The organism is Streptomyces sp. PA03-3a, assembly GCF_033792735.1.
Taxonomy (GTDB): Bacteria; Actinomycetota; Actinomycetes; order Streptomycetales; family Streptomycetaceae; genus Actinacidiphila.
In genome coordinates, this window is the sequence record NZ_JARAVM010000008.1 from 229964 (window position 1) to 250241 (window position 20278).

Below are 20278 nucleotides of genomic sequence, written 5' to 3' on the forward strand. Positions count from 1 at the left end.
CCCGGCCGGAGCCAGGGCGATCGCCACCCGACGGCCGGACCGGCCCGGGGGAAGGGCTGGGACGGCGGCCCCGGGTCCCTTACCCCTTGTGGCCGTTGCCGTGTCCGTTCGGATGCAGGACCACCTTGGTCCAGCCCTCGTCACGGGCGTCGAAGTGCTCATAGGCGGTGGATGCCTCGTCCAGGCTGAGCTCGTGGGAGACGACGAAGCTCGGCTTTGCCTTCCCGCCGGCGATCAGATCCCGCAGCGCCCGGTTGTACTTCTTCACCGGCGCTTGCCCCGTGCCCATGTGCTGGCCCTTGAACCACATCATGCCGAAGTCGATCGGGACCTTGCCCTGCGCCTCCAACTCCCCCTGGGCCTTGGCACCGCCGGGGTCCTGGGGTAGGAACACGCCCACCACGCCGATGTCGCCCGTGAACCTGACCGAGTCGATCAGTCCGTTGAGCGTGAGGCTGGCGTCCTCGTGTCCCTTGGGATCGTGTGCCTGGTAGCCGACCCGGCGCTCCGGCGGCGTATCGTCCGAGTCCCCGTCGGCCCACGACGCGAAATAGCCACCGCACCGATCGACCGGCGGAATCTTCAGATCCAGACGACCACCAGCAAACGACGCATCTCCAATTCAGGTTACCAGCTAGTCACCACGGTCGTCCTGGAGCATGTGGCGACGTTCCTGTTCGCGCTTGGAGTAGGCGGCTGCCCGGATCGCCTCGTCGCTCTCCAAACCTGATCCGAGCGCGCCGCCCACGGTGGCGACCGAAGCGACGAACCATGACAACGTCAAGTATTCCGCGGCGTGCAGCGGGGTTCGTGTCACGGAAGCGAACACTTGGCCGTTGATGATGAACAGAGCCCACACCAGGTTGATGACGATCAAACCGACGTAGCAGACGAGCACCCCGATACCCACGGTCATGACCGTCGAGGCGTTGTAGAGCCTCGCCCTCTGCCTCGCCTCCGGCGACACCTCTGTTGATCGATGCCACAGCTGTGCGTCGATGATCAGCCAGCCGATCATGAGCCCGACAGACCCGACCATGGCGATCACGAGGCGTGGCGCGCCCAGGTACTCAGCCAGGCTCCAGATGGTGGAGTTCACGGTGGCGGCTGCGCCCGTGGCGAGTGCGGCCGCCAGGGCTTTCGATAAGCCCGGCACCAACCGCCACGGCCGGTTGGCGCGGACCATACCGAGCAGCACCCTCAGGTAACCGCGCGGCCCGCTGACGACGTACCGAAGATCAGCGGTCTCCTCCTCTTCTACCGCGCCCAGGTGAATAGGCGCGAGACGACTGACGAAGGGCCCGAGCAGCGGCTGACTTTGCGGAGGTCCTCCAGCCCCGGTGGCCCACGGACCAGCCAAGCCAAGCACGGCTTCTTCCACAGCCCGCAGGGCCCTCGTCTGCAGACGCAAACCCCCCAACGGAGGAAGAGACAGCAGCGCCAAGCCGTGTTCGTGACTCAGATCCACAACGAGCTTGCGCCCGTGTGAGTGGAGCGGAAGGTCGGTGAGGGCCACGACGATGTCCCAATTCTCCGCTCTTCCGCGGTCCATGATCCGGCGCATCAAGGTGGGCGGGTCCTCGGTCCCTGCAGTGAAGGGCTCACTGACCACCTCGACGTCGAAACGTCGGCCCTGGCCCGACTTGTCGGCGAGCCGAGTGGGAAGTACCTGGGCCATGCGCTGCGCGATCTCCGTCGGCGCATCCGGATCCGCCAGGAGAGCCACGACCGTAACGCCCTGAGGCGACACCCGCATGACTGGGCCCTTCTCGTCGGCTGCCCCGCGATCGCAAGTGCCCACAGGATGCCCCCGAGGTAACGTCGACGCCGCGTGACACGCTGGCCCCCACCAGCAGGTGCAGGAGGTACGGCCAGATCTCCTCCACCTTGCTCATCGGCATCACCTGCCTCCCCGCCACGCTGTTCGTGCTCGTTGAGTCACCGCGGCGTTCCTGCTCACACCGGAGTCGTTGCGCCCGCTCGCCGGGCACCAGCCCGATGTCGGGTTCTACCTCTCCCTCGCCCGGTTCATCCCGCCCATGGGAACCGTCGGCGCTGGACGCAGGCTGGCAAGACGCCCGGGGGGGGTGCGCGGGGCCGCCTACGGGTCGTGGGGGAGAGAGCCAGCCCCAGGACACGGACCGGCCCGCCTCCGCCCGACGCCCCTAAGGGCCAGCGGAGCGGACCAGATTTCCCGTCTTTCCCCGGTGCTCGTGCACGAGGCGGATCGCCATGGCACCCTCACCGGTCGCCGAGGCCACCCGCTTGACCGAGCCGCTCCTGACGTCGCCGGCGGCGAAGACCCCGGGAAGGGTGGTCTCCAGCAGCAACGGACCCCGGCCGAGCGAGTCCCACCGGGTCGGGTCGGCCGCCGCCTGGGCGTCGGCGCCGGTGAGGACGAAGCCCTTCTCGTCCAGGGCCAGCACGCCCTTGAGCCACTCCGTGTGCGGCCGGGCCCCGATGAACACGAACAGCGCCGCGACCCGCAGCTCCCGGCCCTCACCACTTGCGTTGTCCTCCACCATCAGCGACTCCAGCTTCTCCTCCCCAGAGGCACGCCGGACTTCGGTGTGGAGCAGCACCTCGATCTTCGGGTGCCGTTCCACCTGGTCCACCAGGTAGCGCGACATGTCCGCGTTGAGGTCACCGCCCCGGACGAGGAGGTGGACCTTGGACGCGTGGTTCGCGAGGAACAGCGCCGCCTGCCCGGCGGAGTTCCCGCCGCCGACCACGGCGACCGGATCCGCCTGGCAGAGGCTGGCCTCGTGGACCGTCGCGGCGTAGTAGACGCTGATGCCCTCCAGGCGGTCGATGCCGGGCACCTCGAGCCGGCGGTACCAGACGCCCGAGGCGAGCACCACGGCGCCTGCCCGGGCCCGGGACCCGTCTGTGAAGGTGACGACGTACTCGTCGTCCTGCGGGGTGAGCCCGCTGACCTGGGCCGGCACCATAAGGCGGGCACCGAACTTGTGGGCCTGGAGCACCGCGCGTTCGATGAGTTCGCCCCCGGAGATGCCCGACGGGAAGCCAAGGTAGTTCTCGATGCGAGACGAGGTACCGGCCTGGCCTCCGGTGGCCACGGCATCGACTGTGACCGTGGTGAGACCGTCGGAGGCACCGTACACGGCGGCGGCGAGTCCCGCGGGGCCCGCACCGACCACCATCACGTCACACCGCCCGGCCTCCGGCAAGGGGGCGGGAAGCCCGATGAGCCGGGCGAGTTCGGCGTTGCTCGGATTGCGCAGCACCCGCTCGCCCTTCCAGATGACCACCGGAGTCTCCTCGGGGCGGATGGAGAACCGGCGCAGCAGCGCCTCCGCCTCCTTGTCCTTCTCCAGATCCACCCAACGGTGGGGCAGCCGGTTGCGGGCGGCGAACTCACGCAGCCGCAGCGTGTCCGGTGAATAGCACGACCCCAGAATCCGGAAGCCGGCGCCGAGGCCGATGAGCAGATACCGGCGGCCCAGGTAAGCGCGGAGGATCAGGTCGCCGAGGACGGGGTCGCGGCCGACCAGGGATCGTTGCCGCTCCACCGGCACGGCCAGGACCTCGCCCGCCTCGCGCACCACGGCGGTGTTGAACGCCGTCTGGCCCTCCAGCAACCCGAGTTCACCCAGGAATCTGCCGGGTCCGTGTACGGCCACCGTGCGCTCGTCGGGCCCGCCGAGGTCGTGGAGTATCTCGACGGTCCCGCTGAGGATCGCGAGGAACTCCCGGAAAGGCTCGCCCTCGCGGTACAGCACTTGGCCTTCGGCGGTCCTTCGGCGCTCACCGTGCCCCGCCAAATCCTCGAGCTGCTCCGGTGTCAGGCGCGGGAACGCCCCGTATCGGTCTGGTGTCTCGTGGACCGCACTCTGCTTGTGCTCGGCCGCGCTCATCAGACCAGGGCCTCGTGGACGTAGCACCAGCGCCAGTCCTCTCCCGGCTGGAAGGACTGCACGATAGGGTGACCGGCGCTGCCAGCGTGCCGCCTGGCGTGCTTGAGGGGCGAGGAGTCGCAGCAGCCGACGTGTCCGCAGGTGAGGCAGAGCCGCAGGTGCACCCACGGGGAACGCTCCTTGAGGCACTCCTCGCAGCCCTCCGGCGTACGTGGCATCACTGGGCGCACCATCGCCAGGTGCGGGTCGGGAATCGTGGCCATCAGGGTTCTCCTTCCGTGGGTGGGACTGCTCAGCCGCGGCCCGCGATGCTCTCCTTCACCCAGCGGGGCAGCGCCGGGGCGGCGGCACCAGCCCGGCGGGCATCGCCGCTCCTGTGTCGAGCAGGACCAGGGCGGGTCGATGCTGCTCTCCACTTGTCGGCGGGGGTGCCGTCCGGCGCCGGTCGAAGCCCTTGCCGCAGGGGGGTGGTACGGCTGCCCGCGGAGTCGGGGTTGACCGCGGCCTCCCCGCCCTGCCACGCGGCGACCGCGGAATTGGTCGTGCCGAGGTCGATTCCGACTGCCTTGGCCATAGGAGTCTTCATTCCTCGACGCTCCTGGAATGTTGGGGTGGGCCCGCAGAGCCGTGTGCGGCAGCAAGAGCCAACCGGGCACCAGTCCGAAGCAGGACGCGTCGAGACGCGCTTCCCGGGCCTTTGGGCGCTCCAACCGGTCCAGCCTCGCGGCGCCAGGGCTTTGTGCGCTAAGCGCACCCATCCAGGCTGCGGACTCTCGCCTCGCAGGGGCGCCCATCGCCGACGAGATCAGGGCAGGCCGACGCAAGCGGTCTCGTGGATGAGTTCGACGTGGACACGGCGCTGCAGCGGGCTCAGGACCGACTGTGCTTCCGGCGGGGTCGCAGACCGCTCTTGGCGCACCCTGGACGTGGATGAGGCGATCGCCACTCACAGCAGGAGGTCGAAGACTGCTCGGGCCTCGTCCCAGTGCTGGGTCTGGGGGTTCTTCAGGTCGGGGTGGAGGATCTTGAAGCTCTGGGCAAGGGCCAGGCTGAGTCCGCCGACGATGTCCGGGTAAGCCGCCTCGGTCTCCTCGTCGGGCGTCCGGTCCAGCGCGGGGTGGGTGGCGAGCTGTTCTAGAATCGGCTTGATTTCTACTTCCTGGTCGATCTTCTGGAAGTGGTGAATGCTCTCCTGCAGGCCTTTCGTGATCGGCAGGTCACAGGTCCGGATGATGTCGCGCCCGTTGGCCTTGGCAGTGGCCTGGGCAACAGTCAGCAGATCGTAGAGCTTGGCGTCGACGAAGTCGCTGTAACGCTTGAGATCGTTCTTGTCGACGTCCAGCCCCGCGGCTGCGCGGAAGAACCTTTCGAACCTGGCGATGGACATCACGGTCATGACGGCAACCTCCGGCTGCGGGCGCCGGGGTAGCTCCCGGCCCCTGGGCTTCCCCCGCCAGCCTGGCCGACGGGGCACGTGAACGCATGCGCTTGTCGGGACCAATCAGCCTCCCTGAATCGCCCTGCCAGGCCCAGGCGTCCGACTGCCCGAGTGCGGGCGAGCGTGCGAGTCGATCCAGACGTACCTGCGGGGGGCCCCATTTTTGCTACGGGAATACGCTCCGTACAATCCGGAGTCCCGGGGACCGCGGTTCCGTCGGGCTTCCGCGGTGGTCGGCCCATCGTGTTCACTTTCCTGCAGTGGTCTGCCGTCCCTTCATTGCCTGCTCGACCCACGAGCGCAGGACGTGCGCGGGTGCCGCGCCGGCCTGCCGGGCGACCGTCTCGCCCTGATCCAGGACGAGCAGGGTCGGCACCGCCTGTACCTCGAACCGCTGGCTGAGCTGCGGGTTCTTGTCGACGTCGACCTTGACGAGCTTGATCCGTCCGGCGAGGTCGCGGGCGACCTGTTCGAGGGCGGGGCTGACCATGCGGCAGGGGCCGCACCAGGTGGCCCAGAGGTCGACGAGGACGGGCTGGGCGGCGTTGTCGGCGACCTCGGCGAAGTCGTCGTCGCCCGCGTCGACGATCCAGGGCAGGGGCTGCTTGCAGTGGCCGCAGTTGGGGCGTCCCTCGGCGGCTACAGGAATCCGGTTGTCGCGCCCGCAGTTCGGGCAGGTCACGGTCGTCGTCCGGGTGGTGTTCACGCCGCCCTCGTTTCCCGCTCCGCCTGCTGCTCGTAGGTGACCACCAGTTCGCCGTGCTCGGCGTCTACGCGGACCGTCGCGCCGTCCTGGACGTCGCCGCGCAGCAGGGCGCGCCCGACCAGTGTCTCGACCTCGTGGGAAATGTAACGCCGCAGCGGCCGGGCCCCGTACACCGGGTCGTAGCCCTGGTGGGCGATGACCTCCCGAGCCGCGTCGGTGAGTTCGACGGTGATGCGGCGTTCGGCCAGCCGCTTCCGCAGCTCGTCGAACTGCAGCTCGACGATCCGCTCGATCTGCCGCTCGCCGAGCGGCTTGAACAGCACGATGTCGTCGACGCGGTTGAGGAACTCCGGGCGGAACTGCCCGCGCAGCTCACCCATCACCAGGGCGCGGGCGTCAGGCTTGATCTCACCCTCGGCCGTGGCGCCGTCGAGGAGGTGCTCGGAGCCGATGTTGGACGTCATGATGATCACGGTGTTGCGGAAGTCGACGGTGCGGCCCTGCGCATCGGTGATGCGGCCGTCATCGAGGATCTGCAGCAGGGTGTTGAAGACATCAGTGTGCGCCTTCTCGATCTCGTCGAACAGCACTACCGAGTACGGCTTGCGGCGTACGGCCTCGGTGAGCTGGCCGCCTTCCTCGTAGCCAATGTATCCGGGCGGTGCGCCCATGAGCCGGCTGACGGTGTGCCGCTCCTGGTACTCACTCATGTCCAGGCGGACCATGTTCTCCTCGGAGTCGAACAGGGTCCGGGCGAGGGTCTTGGCCAGCTCGGTCTTCCCGACACCGGTGGGGCCGAGGAAGATGAACGAGCCGATAGGGCGGCGAGGGTCGCGGATGCCGGAGCGGGCACGGATGATGGCGTCGGCGACGAGCTTGACGGCCTCGTCCTGGCCGATGACGCGCTCGCGCAGGATCTCGTCGAGGCGCAGCAGTTTCTCGCGTTCGCCCTCCTGGAGGCGGGCCACGGGGATGCCGGTCCAGGCGGCGACGATCTCGGCGATTTCCTCCTCGGTGACGACCTCGCGCAGCAGCCGGTTCTGCCCCTGTTTGGCGGCCAGTTGCTCCTCCTCTGCGGCGAGTCGGCGCTCCAGGTCCTGGAGGCGGCCGTAGCGGAGTTCGGCGGCGCGGTTGAGGTCATAGGCGCGTTCGGCCTCCTCCGCCTCGTGGCGGACCTGTTCCAGTTCCTGGCGCAGTTCCTGCACGCGGCGGATCGCCTGCCGTTCGGCCTCCCACTGGGCGTGTTTGGCGTCGGCCTCACCGCGCAGGTTGGCCAGTTCACTGCGCAGCTCCTCCAGGCGGGCTTTGCTGGCAGAGTCGGTCTCCTTGGACAGGGCCGCCTCCTCGATCTCCAGGCGGGTGACGCGGCGTGTGATCTCGTCGAGCTCGGCAGGCATCGAGTCGATCTCGGTACGCAGCCGGGCGCACGCCTCGTCGACGAGGTCGATGGCCTTGTCGGGCAGGAACCGGTCCGTGATGTAGCGGTGGCTGAGGGTGGCCGCAGAGACCAGCGCGGAGTCCTGGATCTTCACGCCGTGAAAAACCTCCAGGCGTTCGCGCAGTCCGCGCAGGATGGAGATGGTGTCCTCCACGCTCGGCTCGTCAACCAGGACCTGCTGGAAGCGGCGTTCGAGGGCGGCATCCTTCTCGATGTGCTTGCGGTACTCGTCCAGGGTGGTGGCGCCGATCATGTGGAGTTCGCCACGGGCGAGCATCGGCTTGAGCATGTTGCCCGCGTCCATGGCCCCTTCGGCAGCGCCCGCGCCGACGACGGTGTGCAGTTCGTCGACGAAGAGCAAGATGCGCCCCTGGGCGGCCTTGACCTCGCTGAGCACAGCCTTGAGGCGTTCCTCGAACTCACCGCGGTACTTGGCTCCGGCGACCAGCGAACCCATGTCGAGGGCGAACACGATCTTGTCGCGGAGCCCTTCGGGCACGTCGCCGCGGACGATGCGCTGGGCGAGGCCCTCGACGATCGCGGTCTTGCCGACGCCGGGGTCGCCGATGAGGACGGGGTTGTTCTTGGATTTGCGGCTGAGGATCTGGGTGACGCGGCGGATCTCCGCGTCCCGGCCGATGACCGGGTCGAGCCTGCCGTCCCTGGCCTCGGCGACGAGATCACGGCCATATTTCTCCAGAGCCTCGTAGGCCACTTCGGGGTTGGCGGAGGTGACGCGCTGGTTGCCGCGGACCTGGGTGAGCGCGTTCAGGAACGAGTCCCTTGTAATGCCGGCCTGCTTGAGCAGTCGCCCGGCGGCGGTCGAAGAGCCCTCCTCAACAAGGGCGAGCATGAGGTGCTCCACGGACACGTATTCGTCCTTGAGGCGTTTGGCTTCCCGTTCGGCGGCATCTAGGAGGCGGGCGAGGCGCTGAGTGACGAAGACCTGGCCGGGTGCCGCGCCGGGGCCAGTGACCTTCGGGCGGCGGGAGAGGTCCCCGCTCACGGCCGCGTGCAGTTCCTTCGGGTCGGTGCCGGCCCGTTGCAGCAACCGCGGGATCAGACCGTCCTCCTGATCGAGAAGTGCGAGCAGCAGGTGTTCCCCGTCGACCTCGGTCTGGCCCATGCGGACGGCCGCGGTCTGGGCCTCCTGAAGGGCATCCTGGGACTTCTGGGTGAGACGGTTCATGTCCATGGGGGTGTTTCACTCCTCGTGCCGCGGCCGCGCAGGGCGGCTTCGAGCAGGCTGATGCGGTCGAGCAGGTCGAGCACCAGGCCGATGGATGCGTAGTTGAGGCAGAGTCCGGAGCGCAGCCGCTGGATACGGGCGAGGACCGCCGGGGCCGTGGAGTCGAACACCAGGTGCCCCGCCGCGTCGCGCTCGGCGTCGACCAGGCCGAGGGCGACGAACCGGCGGATCAGATCGGGGTGGAGGCCCGAGCGACTGGCCACGACGTTCAAGGAGAGCCTGGGGGCGGGCACGAGCGCGTACCGGACAGCCGTCGAGGCTGTGATGTCGGCGCCCGTTCGTACCGGAGGATGGCCCACACCGGCCCGGCCGATGCCTGCTGCTCCCGCGGGTCGGTCCTTCATCGTGTCCTCCTGGGGTCGAACGACGAGGTGGCGGCGAGCTCCTCGAACAGTTCACGCTCCCGATCGCCGAGGGTGGGCGGCACCACGACGCGGAGTTCGGCAAACAGGTCGCCGTTCGCGCCGCGCGGGTTGGGCATGCCTTCGCCGCGCAGCCGCAGCCGCCGACCGCTGGACGAGCCCGCAGGCACCGTGACCTTGGCCGTGCCGCCGCCGGGGGTGGGCACCGGCACGGTCGCACCCAGGGCCGCCTCCCAGGGGGCGACCGGGATCTGAATGTGCACGTCCCGGCCGTCCAGCCGAAACTGAGGGTGGGGCTGGATACGCACCCGCAGGTACAGGTCGCCCGCGGGGGCGTCACCACTGCCCTGGCCGCCCTCGCCCACCAGCCGGATGCGCTGCCCGTCGGTGACGCCCGGCGGTACGTCGACCTCGTACCGCCGCGGCTGCCCGGTGGGACCGGCGAGCGTGACGGTGCGACGGCCTCCCTTGTACGCCTCTTCGACGGTGAGGGGCAGTTCGGCCTCCTGGTCCGCTCCGGGGACGCCGCCTCTGGCGGCGCCGGCCCCGAACATGGAGCCGAGCAGGTCCTCGATGTCGATGCCCTCCGCTCCGAAGCCGCTGGCGTACCGGACGCGTGGACCGCCCGCGCCCGCGGTCCTCGCGTCCCGGAAGCCGGCGCCCGCTCCGGCCGCGACCCGTTCGTCGAAGTCTTCGGGGATCTTGCGGAAGTCCTCGCCGAAGCGGTCATAACGGGCCCGGGTCTTCGGGTCCGACAGGACGCTGTAGGCCTCGTTGAGTTCCTTGAAGCGTTCCTCCGCCGCGGGGTCCTTGTTGACGTCGGGGTGGTACCTGCGGGCGAGCTTGCGATATGCCTGCTGGATCTCGTCCTGGCTCGCGGTCCGTGACACGCCCAGCACCTCGTAATAGTCCCGTGCCATCGCCGGTCACTCCCGCTTTGCGACGGTCACCGCAGCTGGTCTGAGCTGCCGCTCGCCGTCCCCGTAGCCGGGGCGCAGCACCTGAACGACCGTGCCCGGCTCCACGTCGGGGTCCTGGACGACGCCGACCACCTCGTGCCGGGCCGGGTCGAAGGCGACGCCGGTCTCCGCGTGTCGCGGGTAGCCGAGCAGTTCGATGACGTTTACTGCCTGGTCGCGAACAGCCCGGATGCCCTCCACGAGCGCGCCCGAATCGGCGCCCGCGTGGTTAAGAGCGAGTTCGAGGTTGTCGATGATGGGCAGGAAGGCGGCCGCCGTGCGGGACCGCTCGACCGCCCGCTCCCGCTCCAGTTCCCTGGCGTGACGCTTGCGCAGGTTGTCGAGGTCGGCGAGCGCGCGCCGCCAGCGGTCCTCCAGTTCCTGGATCGCGGTCGTGTACTCGTCTTCGGCACGCGCGGGGCCGGCGGCGTCGGGTCCCGGTTCGCCGTTCGCCGCTTCCGGCCGGGGCGGCGGGCCCGGTTGCGGCAAGTCCCCGCGAGGAGGGCGTACGGCGCCTTCCGGGACCGGTTCGACCGGATCCGACGCAGCCTGGTGGGGTTCCTGGGAGCGGCTGGGCATGGCGCGCCTCAGTCCTTGTCGAACTCGGCGTCGATGACATCGTCGCCACCGCCGCTCGTGGGACCACCGGTGGCGGTGTCTTGGTCGGGACCGCCTGTGGTAGCCGCGTCCTGATGGGCTGCCAGCCCGGCGAGCACCTGCTGGAGTTCGGAGGTCAGGGGCCTCACCCGCTCCACGCCCGCCACTTCCTTGACCGCCGCCCGGGCGTCGGACACGAGCATCTCGGCGCGCGCCTTCTCGTGCGCCGGCGCTGCGTCGCCCAGTTCGGCGAGGCGCTTCTCGACCTGGTACGCGACGGCGTCGAGCTCATTGCGGGCGTCGACGGCCTCGCGGAGTGCTTGGTCCTGGCCCCGGTTGCGCTCGGCCTCCTGGACCATGCGTTCGACCTCACTGCGGTCGAGGTTGGAGCTCTCGCTGATGGTGATGCCCTGTTCCTTGCCGGTGTCCCGGTCGCGGGCCTTGACGTTGAGGATGCCGTTGGCGTCGATGTCGAAGGTGACCTCGATCTGTGGTTCGCCCCGCGGTGCCGGTCGGATGTCGGTGAGCTGGAAGCGGCCGAGCACCCGGTTGTCGGCGGCCAGCTCGCGCTCGCCCTGGAGGACCACCACATCGACGGCCGGCTGGTTGTCCTCGGCGGTGGAGAACGTCTCGCTGCGGCGCACCGGGATGGTGGTGTTCCGCTCGATGATCTTCGTCATGACTCCGCCGCGCGTCTCTACGCCTAGCGACAACGGTGTGACGTCGAGTAGCAGGACGTCCTTGACCTCGCCCTTCAGTACCCCGGCCTGGATCGCGGCGCCCAGGGCCACGACCTCGTCGGGGTTGACGCTCATGTTGGGTTCCTTGCCGCCGGTCAGCCGGCGCACCAGGGCCTGGACTGCCGGGATACGCGTGGAGCCGCCGACGAGGATGACCTCGTCGATGTCGCTCTCGCCGACTTTGGCGTCGGCCATTGCCTGCTGGACCGGTCCCAGGCAACGCTCCACCAGGTCGCCGGTGATCTGCTCGAACGTGGACCGCATGATCGAGTCGGTGAGGTGCTTGGGTCCCGAGGCGTCGGCGGTGATGAACGGCAGGCTGACCTGCGTCTGAGTCACCGAACTGAGTTCGGTCTTGGCCTTCTCCGCGGCCTCGAAAAGTCGTTGCAGCGCCTGCGGGTCCTTGCGCAGGTCGATGCCGTTCTCCTTCTGGAAGTCGTCCGCGAGGTAATCCACCAGACGCCGGTCGAAGTCGTCGCCGCCCAGGTGGCTGTCGCCGGCGGTGGAGCGCACCTCCACCACGCCGTCGCCGACGTCGAGGATGCTCACGTCGAAGGTGCCGCCGCCCAGGTCGAAGACGAGGACGGTCTCGTGCTGCTTCTTGTCCATGCCGTACGCGAGGGCAGCCGCCGTCGGCTCGTTGATGATCCGCAGCACCTCCAGTCCCGCGATCCGTCCGGCGTCCTTGGTGGCGGTGCGCTGAGCGTCATTGAAGTAGGCGGGCACCGTGATGACCGCCTCCGTGACCCGCTCCCCGAGCTGCTTGGAGGCGTCGTCGGCGAGTTTGCGCAGCACCTGTGCGCTGATCTCCTCAGGCGCGTAAAGCTTGTCGCGCACCCTGAAGCGGGCCGCCCCGCCGTCACCCTCGACGACGTCGTACGCCACCGCCCTGGCCTCGTCGGAGATCTCGTCGAAATGCCGGCCGATGAACCGCTTGGCCGAGTAGATGGTGCCCTTGGGATTGAGGATCGCCTGGCGCCGGGCCAGCTGGCCCACCAGGCGTTCGCCGGTGTCAGTGAAGGCCACCACCGACGGTGTCGTGCGGTTGCCCTCGCTATTGGGCACGACGGACGGCTCACCGCCCTCCCACACGGCGATGACCGAGTTCGTGGTGCCCAGGTCGATGCCCACTGCCTTGGCCATGAGGAACTCCTCCCGGTGCGGCGGCATGCGCCGGCACTGCGGATCTGATCGTTCAGGTATGGGTCACGACCGCTCCAAAAATCAGGCCGTAGAGAGCGTCGAGCAGGGCGGCGACGAGGTGGGCCACCCGGTCGCCGAGGCCGCAAAGCCAGCTGATCAGCGCACGGGGAAGGGCCCCGCTCGCCGCTCCATGTCAGACGGCCCTGCCGTAGTCCATACGGCCGATGACATGCTCGACGAGGCGGACGTCATGACCGATGATGACCACCCTCTCTACGAAAAACCCCTGGTCCGAGACGTGGTCGAGGGCGCGTTCGGCTTTCTGGTACGCCTCGTACGTGACAATCGGTCTACGTGGGTGCTCGGTCATCGCCCAGTCCTTCCTGCCGGGGCGTACGGCAGCCCCCGACAGACCCAGACTCGCGAACCGAGCAGCTCCACGCCTGCACCCGGCAAGTCAAAGAACAGCAGAGTCCGTCACCCCGTGAGCACAGGCCGAGGACTCCGGACATCTCGGGTAAGTTGGGTTGGGGGGCGTACGGGAAGGGTCGGTCGCCGTCATTTCTCGGCAGGCTCGGGGGAAGGGAGTAATCCCATGGCCGGCTGCTGGGCCCGGAACGTGTACCGCCCGCTCGGGAGAACGGAGTGATCCCATGGCCGGCAGCCGGGCGCACAACCTGCGCCGCCACTCCGACCGGGAGAGCAGCCCCACGCGATGTAGCGGGCGGTACCCCACGACCGCGCGGAGAGGATCTCGCCCACGCGTTCCAACCCCAGCTGAGCATGCCCCCCACGAACTGATGGCGCTCTCCCGCGCCCTATTCGACACTCGGGACGAAGGCGAGATCCTGCGCTTGGCCATGGACCGCATAGCCGCCGCAGGGCCGTATAGCGCCGAGGCCGGATACCTCAGGGTGGACGGTGACCTAGTCCCCAGCCCGAGGGGCGGGCAGATCCATGCCTTGGCCGTGGACGGGAAGGTGCGGGAGCTGGCCGGGCAAGACGGCCCTGTGGCTGTACCCGGCTGGCCCTGGGGCCGGGCGCTGGGGCTGCGCGGACTTGAGGGACTCCTCGGTTATCTCGTGGTGACGTCCCGCTCCCGGCCCACCGAGGCCGAGCGGTGCCTGCTCGCCACGCTCGTCCGGCACACCGCTGCCGCTTTGTCCATCGCCTTCGCACACCGCTGCCACCGCGAGGACGCGCTGGAGCTTCACCGACTGAGGGATGAACGGACGGCCCTCCAGCAGCAGCTGACTTCCGTCGTGGCTGAGCTGGGGTGGCAGCGGGCCGTTCACGCGATCATGGCCGAGGTCGCTGCCTCGGGTGGCGGCGAGGAAGCCATCACCCGCGCACTTCACGGGCTCACTGGACTTCCCGCGCTGGTCGAGGACCGCTTCGGTCGGCTGAGGTCGTGGACCGGCCCCAGCCGCCCCGATCCCTATCCGGAACCGGACCCCGTGCGCCAAGACGAAATGCTGCACGCCGTCGCCCGGGAGGCCGGGCCGGTGCGGATCAAGGACCGGCTGATCACCCTGGTCCGCCAGCACGGAGAGATCCTGGGCGTGCTGGCGCTGGTCGATGCCCGGGACGAGGCAGATGAGCACATCGTGCTCGCGCTGGAACACGCTGCCACGTCGCTCGCCCTGGAGCTGGCGCACCTGCGTCATCTGGCCGAAGTGGAGCTGAGGCTGCACCGCGAGCTGGCCGATGACCTCCTGGCCGGCACAGACGAGGCGAGCGCCTACGCCCGGTCCGAGGCAGTAGGGCACGACCTGCACCGCAGCCAGTACATCGTCGTGGTGCAGTGGTCGAACCGGACTGCGGACGATTCCTTCGCGCAGACCGTAGGCCGGGCGGCCTCTGCCGCGGGCATGCGCTCGCTGCTGACCCGACGTTCCGACCACGTGGTCCTAGTCGCCGACGACAGACCGCACGCCCACGCTTTGTACGAGGCGCTCGCCCGGGAGACCGGGACACGCTCGGGGACGATCGGGGTGAGTTCCCCTTGCAACGCCCCGGACGGCATCCCCCACCGCTACCAGGAGGCGCAGCGCGCCCTGGAAGTGCGCCGTCACTCCCGCGAGCGTTACGGCACGACGTTCTTCGACGAGCTTGGCCTCTACCGCATCCTGGGACCTGGCAACGATTACCAGGAGCTAGAGACGTTCGTCCACGAGTGGCTCGGGCAGCTCATCGACTACGACTCCCAGCACCACGCAGCCATGGTGGAGACCCTGACCCGATACTTCGACTGCGGGGGCAACTACGACGAGACCGCCGAATCCCTCGCGATCCACCGCAGCACGCTACGCTATCGGCTCCAGCGCATCCACGACATTAGCGGCAACAACCTCGCGAACGTCGAGGACCGCCTCAACCTCCAGGTGGCGACCCGAGTGTGGAAGATCGTGCTAGGCGGAGTCGAGCGGTCCCACTAGCACTGATGTGTCGATGTCAGCGGCAGTTTGTCGGGCTGCGGTGTACAGCCCGTCCGGTTACGTGGTGAGTGCAGGGCGGGCGTCCTATGCCGCCCCGCCGGCCACACAGCCTCGCGTACGGTGGGGCCGCTCGGCTCCGGTGGCGGGCGAGCCGGCTACTCGCCGGCGTAGTCGTCGCCGTACGCCGCCTTCCGGATATCCCTGCCCAGCTCATACGAGCTGTGGTCCGCCTCAAGGCCGGATTCCTCGATCGCGGCCCGGAACTCCGCCGCGACCTGCACCCACTTCGCCTGCAACGCGGCACTCTCCGCCCGCTGCTCCTCCGACCACTCCAGTGCCGGAGTCTTCGTAGCTCGGTGGTGAGCTTCGATCGCCTTTCGGGCTGCGTCGTACTGCCGCCGCAGGTCAGCGAGTGATTCAGGTACGTCCATGGCGCGGATGCTAACCCCGGGCACTGACAGCGCCCGGGGTTACGGCGCGGGGACGCGGTCAGGGCGCGGGCCAAACGCTCTCGTGCATCGCGGGTGGGAGATGGGCCACGCCGCGGCCTCCTCGACCGTGCGGAGCGTGCCTGTGGCCTTGTCGGGGTCCTTGTGGCTGGTCCAGCCACACCCGGCGCCGTCGAAGACCTGCATCCACTGCACGCCTCCCTCACGCGCCCGGTTGAGGGTTCCCGCGTTGTAGGCCACGGCGCTCTTGGCGAGCGTCGCCGCCTCCGCCCACGCCTGCACCGGCATCCGCGCCCCGTTGCGGTAGATCACGGTCGTCAGCTGGTGCTCGGCGGCCAGGCGGTCAGCCAGGGCCTTCGCGGCCTGGAGGGCCGTGGTGTGTCCGGCGGCGAGCAGGGGCACCTCGCGGCGTGCGGCGTCCCGTACAGCCCGGTAGAACGCGCCGGCCATGCGCTGCTCCTCCTGGGAGCGGCGCAGGAAGTCGACGTAGGAGTCGGAGGCCAGCGACTGCAGGGCTTCGCGGTGGATGAGCGTCCACGAGAAGTGCCCGCCGACCGCCCGGGCCGCGGCCCGTGCCCCCTCCTCGTACAGGTGCGGTAGCTGCACGGACACGAACGCCCGTGCTTCGCTGTCGACGCGCTGCTGGAAGTCGGTGATGGCGGCCTGGAACTGGGCGAGCCGGGCGGCGACCTCCCGGGACCGTTCGTTGTTGCCGATCGCCGCGATAACGGCGGCCTGTTGGTCGGCGAGGCGCTGCCAGGCGTCCTGCAGCACTGCGGCGACCCTGGCAGCCACGGTGTCGGCGTCGCCGGGTGTCAGCGGCGGGAAGTCGTACGCCACTACCGGCACCAGGGGTCGATGTACCGGCGGCGGGCGGGCTGCAGTGGGGCAATAACCAGGGTGTCGCCGCCGGCCGGGTCGTCGGGAGCGGCAGCGTCTTGCAGGGCTTCGATCTGCCGCTCCAGGCCGGTGAGGTTGCCGGACTGGTCGACGGTGGCGACACCGTTCACGGTGAGCTGCAGCGGCTCGGCCAGCAGCTTCGCACGCCGCTCGGCCAGCACTTCCAGAGCGACCGCCCTTGCGCTGCCCAAGCGGCCGTAGCGGGTCTGCAGGTCGCTCTGCTCGGTGGCGGGGCCGAGCTGCGACAGGAGCCAGGCCAGAACGGCGGGGTCCACGGGCGGTCCTTCCGGGTAGAGACGCGGCCCGGCACCCCGCAGTGGGTGCCGGGCCGGGCCTGGCTGGGTTACTTCTCGTCGGCTGGCTTGCGCGTCCGGGTCCGGGGCTTCGCCTCGGGCGCGGGCTCCGCCTGCGGCGTGGGTTCGGGTACAGGCTCGGGCTCCGGGGCCGGTTCCGGCTCGGGCTCGGGCTCGGGCTCGAGGGCGGGGTCGGGCTTCGCGGTCCTGTCGGGGTCGTCGAACGTGGGCGCGGCCGGCTCGTCGCCGATCAGCTCCGGGTCGTCGATCGTCGGCGCCTCCGGCAGCCACGCGTCCGGGTTGGTGATGGCCTCGGCCACCACCTGGTCGATGTCTTCCCCGGGCAGCAGGATCAGCAGCTCGTGTGTCTCGGGGTGCTCCACGTGCACCGCCGCGGCCAGGCGCCGCATCACAGCACCTTCGCCACGATGTGGCAGTCCGGCGTGAACAGCACCGGCATGGCCACGGCCGCGCCCTTGGACCACACCTGCGGCGGGTCGTCCTGCGTGCCCTTGGTGATGATCAGGCCCGGCGCGTCCTCGCGGGCGATCTCCGGGTTGGAGCCGCGGGACAGCACCAGGGACTCTGCCGTGGTGCCGTACATGGTCTGGCCCCACTTCGAGCGGTCCGGCGGCACCATCACCCACCGGTCGTCGGGCAGCGGCCGCACGTTCGCGCCGTCGACCCGCACCTGCCCCTTGTACAGCTGGATCGGCGGCAGGTTGTAGTTGCCGCGCACCACGTTGACTTGCTGCGGGGTGAGCGTCGCCGTCGGCGTGTTCGACGGGTTCACCGACCCGTAGTAGGCGGCCCGGTAGGCGTTGTTCTTCCCCAGGTACGAGGTCGCGCGGCGGCTGGTCAGGACCAGCTCGGGGTACGGGGCGCTGATCGAGTCGAGGTAGTCCAGCCACCCCAGCTCGTCCTTGATCGGGTCCGACGTCGGGTCGGACCACGCGACCGGCGCGGTCGGCATGTTCGCCGCCGGCACCTGGAAGTCGACGTCCATGGTGAGCTGGTTCTCCGCCGACAGGGAGAACTTGCCGTCGGTGAGGACGTCACCGGCCGCGAGTTCCAGGCGGGAGTTGACGGCCTCGACGTGCCGCTCGACGTCGTCGTACAGCAGCTCGATCAGGCGGTCCTGGTCCGCGCCGCGGGAGGCCTCCTGCAGCAGGATCTCCATCTCGCCGACGAGCAGCTTCTGGCCCAGGGCGGGCAGCATGCCCTGCGTGCTGGTCGTCCACGCTTGGCGGTCCGCGAACGGCACGGACGCGTCGTAGCTGCGGTACTTCGCCGCGTTCACGTACCGGCCAGAGTTCTTGATCCGCCACATCACGTCGGAGACCTTCACCTTCGGGAAGATCGTCTGCGTGAGCAGGAAGTCCGCCGGGGTGGGGATGGCGCGGGCGAACGTGGTCAGGTCCTTGACGGTGACGCCCTTGATCAGGTCCTGGATGGTCATGGCTTTGGGCCTCCTTCCTTACACGAAGCGGATCTGGGTGGTCGCGGACGGGGCGACCGGGGCGACGACGACCGGGAGCTTGGCGGTCTTCACCGAGCCGTGCCACAGCAGCGCGGCCCCGAGCTTGGTCTGGCCGGGCGCGAACAGCACCTCGGCGAAGACGAACCCGGCCAGGTTCTGCCGGCCGTCGGCGGCGCCCGTGGCGTACAGCCCGTACAGGCCACTGGCGGTGATCTTGCCGACGGGGATGCCGGACAGGAACCGGCTGTAGGGGATGGTCGTGTCGGTCGACGGCACGTAGTGGGTGCCGGACACGAACGTGGACAGGTCGAGGGTGATCGAGTCGACGTCGCGGGTCCCGTGAAGGCTGGCAAGCCAGGACCGGTCGGCCGTCAGGGTCTGGGTGGTGGTGACCGGCTGAACGGTCATGAGTCCTCCCGTGGACGATCAGACGAGTGGGGCAGTTCGTCCGCTCACCTGCTGGTGGCGTCGTCCACGGAAGGGGTGGGGCGTGGTCCCCGTAGGTCCGGCCTTGACCCGCCGGTGGGAAGTTCAGGTGGTGACGTAGCCGCGCCGGCGGGCCATCTCCTCGCCGTGCGCCCCGGGCTTGGGCACGTTGGCGCCGCGCGGCGGGGGGCCGCCCGCGGGGGAGCCACCGGGCGCGGCCGGCGGCACCACCTCCGGGTCGACGGTGGTGAACAGCTCGGGCCTGCGCGTCTTCAGCGAGGTTGCGGCCTCGGCGACCGCGTCCTCGTCGGCGTCGTCCTCGACGACCAGGAGCAGTTCGGCGTCCTTCAGGTCGTCGCCGGTCGCACCGAGCGCCACAAGGGCGGCGCGCCGGATCGCGGCACGCTCACGGACGATGGCCCGCGCCTCACGCTGCTCTGCGGCGGTCGTGGCATCGGCGGCGGCCTGCTCGCGGCGCTCGATCTCGGACAGCTGCGCGGCCTGCGCGTCACGCTGCGCCTGCACGAACGCCGTCAGGTCGTCGGTCTTGGTGAAGCCCAGCTGCTCCACGAGCTTGCGGACCGCGGCGCGTTCGCCCTGCTGCTTCTCGCGGGCCAGCAGCCGGTTCAGGGTCTCCTGGTCCGGCAGTTGCGTCGGCGACCCGGACGGGTCCGTCGTGCCAGACGGCAGCTGCTGGTTGGACGGGTCGGTGGGGTCGGCGCCCAGGATCGGGAAGACGGGGCGGCCGTCACGCCGGTACCCGACGGGCCTACGGGGGTGGGGCAGCAGCCTGACCATGCAGATCCAGTCCTCCAGCAGCAGCGCCCCCGCGCCGACGATCAGTGTAGCCACAGGCGTAGCCCGCCAACCGTGCAGTGACCGCTCGCTACTGGGTCTGCTGCGCCGGTACCGTGGGGTCCGCCTGAGCCGCACGTCGTCCTCGCCGCGGCTTAGGGGTGGCCTCTGCCGCGCTCACGCCCGTCGCGGAGCGATGCATCTCCTTACCGCTCTCCAGCACATCAGCTACGACGCGCTCCAAGACCTCGTACTTGCGGGACTCAGGTAGGCCATCCGCGATGCGTTCAGCCGTGAGAAAGTAGCCGTTCAGCACCGGCTGGTTGAAGTACTGGTTGAGCTGCTGCAGGGCGCGCTCGTACGTCTTCATGTAAGTGCGGCTCAGGTAGGCCGTGAAGGCGGTGCCCACTGCTGCCACTGAGCCCACAAATAGACGGTCACCCTGGGCGTTGTAGCGCCACCCGGCAACGAATGCGACGACCAAGATGCCCAGACCCACGTGCATGGCGAGGCGGCTACTGCGATACGCCTTCGATGCCTGGTCAGTGGCAATGCCGTGATACCTGTTCAGCAGGACTCGGTTGAAGTCGACGAGGGCCCACAGCGCCATCTTCTCCCGCAGCCGATCAGCAGCCGACTCCAGTGCCTCCCGCTCCCGCTCGGCCTCCAGCAACTTGATTCTCTTCGAGACCAAGTACAGCCCCACGCTAGCGGCGATCAATACGCCCAGCGTGAGCGCCGTTACGGGCCACACCCACTCCGGTAGGGGTTGGACCGAGGCCTGAGCTTGACCCTGATCAGGCTGGGAGAGTGCCCACGTGACGAGGGGGGCCACAATCGTGCCCGACAAGCCGAGAAACGCGATGAGGATGGCCACCTTGCCAGCTTCCGACAGCGCGTTGAAGCGCATCGAAACGCTCATCGACTTGCCACTGGGCGAACTCTCAGACATTGCTCGTCTCCATGCATCTCTGTCGGAGCGTCAGA

At 69.3% G+C, this 20278-nt stretch carries 20 protein-coding genes and 2 pseudogenes; 1 reads left to right on the plus strand and 21 read right to left on the minus strand.

Annotated elements, in window-relative coordinates:
- Window positions 1–79 precede the first annotated feature (79 nt).
- From PV342_RS12745 to PV342_RS12805, 13 genes and pseudogenes are all read right to left on the minus strand, one after another.
- Window positions 80–499 (minus strand): annotated as a pseudogene (locus PV342_RS12745) (aldehyde dehydrogenase); the annotation flags it as partial.
- A 135-nt stretch (window positions 500–634) separates the two neighbouring features.
- Window positions 635–1726, minus strand: a complete 1092-nt coding sequence (locus tag PV342_RS12750) for a hypothetical protein (RefSeq protein ID WP_500317086.1) — start codon at window positions 1724–1726, stop codon at window positions 635–637.
- A gap of 439 nt (window positions 1727–2165) precedes the next feature.
- Window positions 2166–3878: an FAD-dependent oxidoreductase gene (locus PV342_RS12755; protein WP_500317087.1), complete on the minus strand. Its 1713-nt coding sequence runs from the start codon at window positions 3876–3878 to the stop codon at window positions 2166–2168.
- Window positions 3878–4141 carry a UBP-type zinc finger domain-containing protein gene (locus PV342_RS12760; protein ID WP_500317088.1) on the minus strand — a complete coding sequence of 88 codons (264 nt, stop codon included), beginning with the start codon at window positions 4139–4141 and terminating at the stop codon, window positions 3878–3880. Before PV342_RS12760 ends, PV342_RS12755 begins: the two co-directional genes overlap by 1 nt.
- A 200-nt stretch (window positions 4142–4341) precedes the next feature.
- A pseudogene (locus PV342_RS12765) lies at window positions 4342–4452 on the minus strand (Hsp70 family protein); the annotation flags it as partial.
- 372 nt (window positions 4453–4824) lie between these two features.
- Window positions 4825–5274 carry a DUF1931 family protein gene (locus PV342_RS12770; RefSeq protein WP_500317089.1) on the minus strand — a complete coding sequence of 150 codons (450 nt, stop codon included), beginning with the start codon at window positions 5272–5274 and terminating at the stop codon, window positions 4825–4827.
- Between the two features lie 289 nt (window positions 5275–5563).
- Window positions 5564–6022: a thioredoxin gene (gene trxA / locus PV342_RS12775; protein WP_500317091.1), complete on the minus strand. Its 459-nt coding sequence runs from the start codon at window positions 6020–6022 to the stop codon at window positions 5564–5566.
- Window positions 6019–8655 (minus strand): ATP-dependent chaperone ClpB, encoded by a 2637-nt coding sequence (gene clpB, locus PV342_RS12780; protein ID WP_500317093.1) that lies wholly within the window; start codon window positions 8653–8655, stop codon window positions 6019–6021. Before clpB ends, trxA begins: the two co-directional genes overlap by 4 nt.
- Window positions 8646–9053, minus strand: coding sequence for a chaperone modulator CbpM (locus PV342_RS12785; protein ID WP_500317094.1), 408 nt, complete (start codon window positions 9051–9053; stop codon window positions 8646–8648). Before PV342_RS12785 ends, clpB begins: the two co-directional genes overlap by 10 nt.
- Window positions 9050–9991 (minus strand): DnaJ C-terminal domain-containing protein, encoded by a 942-nt coding sequence (locus PV342_RS12790; RefSeq protein WP_500317096.1) that lies wholly within the window; start codon window positions 9989–9991, stop codon window positions 9050–9052. Before PV342_RS12790 ends, PV342_RS12785 begins: the two co-directional genes overlap by 4 nt.
- Before the next feature lie 6 nt (window positions 9992–9997).
- The gene (locus PV342_RS12795) at window positions 9998–10609 is read right to left on the minus strand and encodes a nucleotide exchange factor GrpE (protein ID WP_500317098.1); all 612 of its coding nucleotides are present in this window, start codon (window positions 10607–10609) and stop codon (window positions 9998–10000) included.
- 8 nt (window positions 10610–10617) lie between these two features.
- Window positions 10618–12510 (minus strand): molecular chaperone DnaK, encoded by a 1893-nt coding sequence (dnaK, locus tag PV342_RS12800; protein WP_500317100.1) that lies wholly within the window; start codon window positions 12508–12510, stop codon window positions 10618–10620.
- A 193-nt stretch (window positions 12511–12703) separates the two neighbouring features.
- A complete protein-coding gene (locus PV342_RS12805) occupies window positions 12704–12880 on the minus strand; it encodes a general stress protein (protein ID WP_500317102.1) in 177 nt (58 codons plus the stop codon).
- A 283-nt stretch (window positions 12881–13163) separates the two neighbouring features.
- Between PV342_RS12805 and PV342_RS12810 the strand changes: the two genes are divergently transcribed.
- Complete coding sequence (locus PV342_RS12810; RefSeq protein ID WP_500317104.1) at window positions 13164–14948, plus strand: PucR family transcriptional regulator; 1785 nt, start codon at window positions 13164–13166, stop codon at window positions 14946–14948.
- Window positions 14949–15103: 155 nt separating this feature from the next.
- Here the strand turns inward: PV342_RS12810 and PV342_RS12815 are convergent, their stop codons facing one another.
- The 8 genes from PV342_RS12815 to PV342_RS12850 all read right to left on the minus strand — a co-directional run bounded on the left by PV342_RS12815 (window position 15104) and on the right by PV342_RS12850 (window position 20243).
- Entirely contained in the window at window positions 15104–15379 is a 276-nt protein-coding gene (locus tag PV342_RS12815; RefSeq protein ID WP_500317105.1) for a hypothetical protein, read from the minus strand.
- A 39-nt stretch (window positions 15380–15418) separates the two neighbouring features.
- Window positions 15419–16246: a hypothetical protein gene (locus PV342_RS12820; RefSeq protein WP_500317106.1), complete on the minus strand. Its 828-nt coding sequence runs from the start codon at window positions 16244–16246 to the stop codon at window positions 15419–15421.
- Complete coding sequence (locus PV342_RS12825; RefSeq protein WP_500317107.1) at window positions 16237–16572, minus strand: hypothetical protein; 336 nt, start codon at window positions 16570–16572, stop codon at window positions 16237–16239. Before PV342_RS12825 ends, PV342_RS12820 begins: the two co-directional genes overlap by 10 nt.
- A 68-nt stretch (window positions 16573–16640) precedes the next feature.
- Window positions 16641–17000 carry a hypothetical protein gene (locus PV342_RS12830; RefSeq protein WP_500317108.1) on the minus strand — a complete coding sequence of 120 codons (360 nt, stop codon included), beginning with the start codon at window positions 16998–17000 and terminating at the stop codon, window positions 16641–16643.
- Window positions 17000–18049 carry a major capsid protein gene (locus PV342_RS12835; RefSeq protein ID WP_500317109.1) on the minus strand — a complete coding sequence of 350 codons (1050 nt, stop codon included), beginning with the start codon at window positions 18047–18049 and terminating at the stop codon, window positions 17000–17002. Before PV342_RS12835 ends, PV342_RS12830 begins: the two co-directional genes overlap by 1 nt.
- Window positions 18050–18067: 18 nt before the next feature.
- Window positions 18068–18478 carry a head decoration protein gene (locus tag PV342_RS12840; protein WP_500317111.1) on the minus strand — a complete coding sequence of 137 codons (411 nt, stop codon included), beginning with the start codon at window positions 18476–18478 and terminating at the stop codon, window positions 18068–18070.
- A 123-nt stretch (window positions 18479–18601) separates the two neighbouring features.
- The gene (locus tag PV342_RS12845) at window positions 18602–19348 is read right to left on the minus strand and encodes a hypothetical protein (RefSeq protein WP_500317113.1); all 747 of its coding nucleotides are present in this window, start codon (window positions 19346–19348) and stop codon (window positions 18602–18604) included.
- Between the two features lie 34 nt (window positions 19349–19382).
- Complete coding sequence (locus PV342_RS12850) at window positions 19383–20243, minus strand: hypothetical protein (protein WP_500317115.1); 861 nt, start codon at window positions 20241–20243, stop codon at window positions 19383–19385.
- Between the last annotated feature and the right edge of the window lie 35 nt (window positions 20244–20278).